This window comes from Mesorhizobium sp. M7A.F.Ca.US.002.01.1.1 (assembly GCF_004022955.1).
Lineage (GTDB): Bacteria > Pseudomonadota > Alphaproteobacteria > Rhizobiales > Rhizobiaceae > Mesorhizobium > Mesorhizobium ciceri.
In genome coordinates this window covers 1-4302 of the sequence record NZ_RZQE01000490.1, presented here as the reverse complement: position 1 = coordinate 4302, position 4302 = coordinate 1, and the positions used below count along the sequence as shown (strand labels likewise).

The following is a 4302-nucleotide window of genomic DNA, read 5'->3' as shown; positions in this document are numbered from 1 at the left end:
GGGCCTGCACACCTCGGTTGCCGCCGACGGCATCGAGATGGAGACCATCCTGCGGCGCGTCCAGGTGGACCTCATCGTCCTCGACGTGATGCTGCCCGGCAAAAGCGGGCTGGAGCTGTGCCGCGACCTGCGCGCCCAGTATTCGACGCCGATCATCATGCTGACCGCCGTCACCGAGACGACCGACCGCGTCGTCGGCCTGGAAATGGGCGCCGACGACTATGTGCCCAAGCCCTTCGACCCGCGCGAGCTTTTGGCGCGCATCCGGGCCGTGCTCAGGCGCAATGGCGCCGCCGAGCCGAAGCGCGCCACCACCAAGCAGATCTACCGCTTCGCCGGCTGGACGATGGACTGTGCCCGGCGCCGGCTGATCGCACCCGACGATGTCAGGGTCGAGCTGACCATGGCCGAATTCAACCTGCTGCAGACCTTCGTCAAGAGTGCGCAGCGTGTGCTGACCCGCGACCAACTCATCGAATTGTCCGGCGGCGACAGCGACTATTCCTTCGACCGCAGCATCGACATCCTGGTCAGCCGGTTGCGGCGCAAGATGGAGGACGACCCGAAGACGCCCAAGCTGATCCTGACCGTACGCAGCGGCGGCTACCAGTTCCTGCCCGAGACGACCTCCGAATGAGACGTTTCCTGCCGCAGACCTTGCCTGTCTGGGTGCTGCTGATCGTCATTGCCGGCCTGCTGATCAGCCAGGTCGCGACCCTCTACATCGTCTCGCGCGACCGCGCTGCCGCCAACGACGTCGTCGACCTCTACCGGCTCAACGACCGTGCCTTCTCGCTGGTGCAGCTCATGCATGACGCCAGTCCGGACGAGCGCAAGGCGACGGCGACCGGCCTGTTCAACTCCACCTACGCGCTCACCGTTTCGGACACGCCGGCGGTCACTTCGTCGATCGCCGGCGACGACGAACTGGCCGAACTCGAAGACATCCTCGTCGGCCGGCTGTCCAAATTCGGCATCACCGATGCACGCGTGCGCCGCGATCCGGCGACGCGCGAGGCCGACGACGCGGACGGCACGACGCCAGGACCCGACATCGGCCAGGTCGAGCGCGACCTTCTGGTGCTGGCCGCCGACTTCGCCCAGAGCGACAAGCTGACGGCATCGCTGCGCTTCGCCGACGGCCAATGGCTGAATTTCACCGAACCGATCACGCCCGTCGGCCCGATCCTGAGCTTCGACAGCCTGCCGCTCTATTCGCTGATCGCAGGGCTGGTGGTGATCATGTCGATCTGGTCACTGCGCCGGCTGACGGCGCCCTACCGGATGATGGAAACCGCCGTGAACCGGATCGGCAAGGATCTGAAGAGCCCGCCGATCGCCGAGAGCGGCAGCCGCGAGGTGCGTGCCGCCGCCAAGGCGATCAATGCCATGCAGGCGAGATTGCGCGAATATGTCGAGGACCGCGAACATCTGGCGGCGGCACTGGCGCATGACCTGCGCACGCCGATGACCAGGATGCGCCTGCGCCTGGAGCTGTTGCGCAAATCGGCGGTCCGCGAGGCGCTGGCCCACGATCTCGCCGATGTCGAGAGCATTGCCAGTTCGGTGATCGACTTTGCCACCTTCGAAGTGACCGAGGAAAAGAACGAACGCATCGATTTCTGGTCGCTCGTGGAATCGATCGCCGACGGCTATGACGACGTATCGTTCGACGACGAGACCCGTTCGCGCGGGCTGATCTGCATGGCGCGGCCGGTCGCGCTCAAGCGCTGCGTCACCAATCTGGTGCAGAACGCGGTCACCTACGGCAAGAAGGCGCATCTTTCGCTGCGCCGGTCGGAGGACATGATCCTGCTCACCATCCGCGATGAAGGGCCTGGCATACCGCAGGCGCAGATCGACGCCGTGTTCGGCTCGTTCGTGCGCCTCGAACAATCGCGCAACCGCCAGACCGGCGGTCTTTGCCTCGGCCTGACCATTGCCCGCAACATCGCGCGCGCCGCAGGGGGCGAGATCCGCCTGTCCAACAATCCCGGCGGCGGCCTGCTGACCCAACTGCGCCTGCCGCTGGCGGCATAAAAACAAGGCGCGCCCGGTCGCCGCGCCTCGCCGCCGTTGGATTCCGAAGAAACTACCGCCGCAACACCGCGCTCAGCACGTCGCGAATGCCGATGGCGCCGACGAAGCGCGACTGGTCGTCAAACAGCGCTACCGGAGCGGTCTGCGAACGGTGCATGGCCAGCATGACGGTTTTCAGCGAGGTGCCCGGGTTGGCCCAGAACACTTGCGCGGCTTCCTCGGATTGGCCTTCGACGTCGGCGCACGACACCCAGACCGCCGGCTTGCCGTCGCGTTCGGCCGCCGCCACCAGCCCGTGATCGTCGATCTTGAAGCGCGTCGTCTTGCGGCGGTCGAGCCAGACCCAGCCGTCCTTGCCGTGCTCCAGATCGCGACGGTCGCGCATCACGTTCCAGGCGGTCAGCACCGACAGCGGGTTCACATTGGCGATGAAGTCTCGGACATAGTCGTTGGCGGGCCGCAGCACGATGTCTTCGGGCGCGCCGGTTTGCACGATGCGCCCACCCTCCATGATGGTGATGTGGGAGCCGATCTTCAGCGCCTCCTCGAGGTCGTGGCTGACGAAGATGATGGTCTTCTTCAATTCAGCCTGCAGCTGCAGCAATTCGTCCTGCAGCTTGGTGCGGATGAGCGGGTCGAGCGCCGAGAACGGCTCATCCATCAACAGGATCGGCGCCTCGGTGGCGAAGGCCCGCGCCAGGCCGACGCGCTGCTGCATGCCGCCCGAAAGCTCATGCGCGTATTTCTTCGACCACTGGTCGAGATTGACCAGCTTGAGCTGGCGTTGCACGCGCTCCTTGCGCTCGGCTTCCGGGACGCCGGCGAGTTCGAGGCCGAGACCGACATTCTCCTCCACCGTGCGCCATGGCAAAAGGCCGAACTGCTGGAACACCATCGCCACCTGTTTCTGGCGCAGGCGCCGCAAGGTCGCCTCGTCGCAGGTGACGACATCGACGGTCTTGTCGCCATCCTTGACCAGCACCTGGCCGCGCGACACCACGTTGAGCCGGTTGACCGCCCGCAGCAATGTCGACTTGCCCGAACCGGAGAGGCCCATCAGAACGGAGATCTCGCCCTCGTTCACGGTCAGGCTGGCGCCGGCGCAGCCCAGTACATTGCCGGTCTTTTCGAGGATCTCGGCGCGGCTGGCGCCGGCGTCGATCATCTTCAGCGATCCGGCCGGGTCGGCGCCGAAGACGATATCGACGTTCCTGAAATCGACGGCGACGGTCATTTCTTGCCTCCAACGGCGATGCGGGTCATCCGGTCGAGCACGATGGCCAAAACGACGATGGCAAGCCCCGCCTCAAGCCCGAGGTCGATGCGGCGCGAGCCGAGCGCCCGGTTGATCTCGGTGCCGAGCCCGCCGGCGCCGATCAGTGCGGCAAACACCACCATCGACAGCGACAGCATGATCGATTGCGTCAGGCCGGCCATGATGGTGGGCAGTGCCGACGGCAGTTCCACCTTCCACAGCAGCTGGCTCTTGGTGGCGCCGAAAGCCTCGCCGGCCTCGACGATCGACTTCGGCACCGAGACGACGCCCAGATGCGTGAGCCGGACCGCGGTCGGGATGACGAAGATGATGGTGACGATGAGGCCGGGCGCGTTGCCGAGGCCGAACAGCGTCAGCACCGGGATCAGGTAGACGAAGGTCGGCAGCGTCTGCATCAGGTCGAGCACCGGCAGCATGACGCGGTAGACCTTCGGCTTGTGCGCTGCCCAGATGCCGAGCGGCACGCCGATGGCCATGGCCATGGCAGCGGCCGCGACGACCAGCACCAGCGTCTGCACCGTCTGCTTCCAAAGGTTCTGGTTGATGATGAAGATCAGGCCGAGAAAGACGCCGATGGCAAGTGGCCGCGAGCGTTGCAGCAGCCAGGCGATAACAGCGATGATCAGCGCCAGCAGCACCGGCGGCACCATCAAGAGGATGCCGACCAGCCCATCCAGCAGGAAATTGAGGCCATTCGAAAAGGCCCTGAACACAGTGTCGAAATTGTCGGTGAGGAAACCGAAGAAGGCCTTTCCCCAGGCGCCGATCGGAATCTTGTGATCGACCATGAATTTCGAAATCGGATCCATATCGCCCCTCTCGTGCAGGAGACAGCCCTGCCCCTCGGCCTCGACCGTCGTCATCTTGTCACAGGATATGAAAAAGGGCAGCCTTTTCTAAGATGGCTGCCCTTCCTGGTTCGGCTTTGCCGAATTCAGTCGGCTCAGCTTCCGAGCGCGGACTTGATGGCGGCGGCAGCGTCACCG

4 protein-coding genes are annotated in these 4302 nt (G+C 65.0%); 2 read left to right on the top strand and 2 right to left on the bottom strand.

The features are described 5' to 3' along the window. On the top strand, nt 1–637 hold a 637-nt coding region (locus tag EN932_RS30375; protein ID WP_164890693.1), incomplete at its 5' end, for a response regulator transcription factor. Further along, nucleotides 634–2040, top strand: a complete 1407-nt coding sequence (locus EN932_RS30370; RefSeq protein ID WP_128369308.1) for an ATP-binding protein — start codon at nt 634–636, stop codon at nt 2038–2040. The genes EN932_RS30375 and EN932_RS30370, both read left to right, overlap by 4 nt. 52 nt (nt 2041–2092) lie before the next feature. On the opposite strand, the gene choV is transcribed toward EN932_RS30370, so the two are convergent. Further along, a complete protein-coding gene (choV, locus tag EN932_RS30365; protein WP_127384912.1) occupies nt 2093–3274 on the bottom strand; it encodes a choline ABC transporter ATP-binding protein in 1182 nt (393 codons plus the stop codon). Further along, nucleotides 3271–4125, bottom strand: a complete 855-nt coding sequence (choW, locus tag EN932_RS30360; RefSeq protein WP_013529957.1) for a choline ABC transporter permease subunit — start codon at nt 4123–4125, stop codon at nt 3271–3273. The genes choV and choW overlap by 4 nt, the downstream gene beginning before the upstream one ends. Nucleotides 4126–4302: the final 177 nt, after the last annotated feature.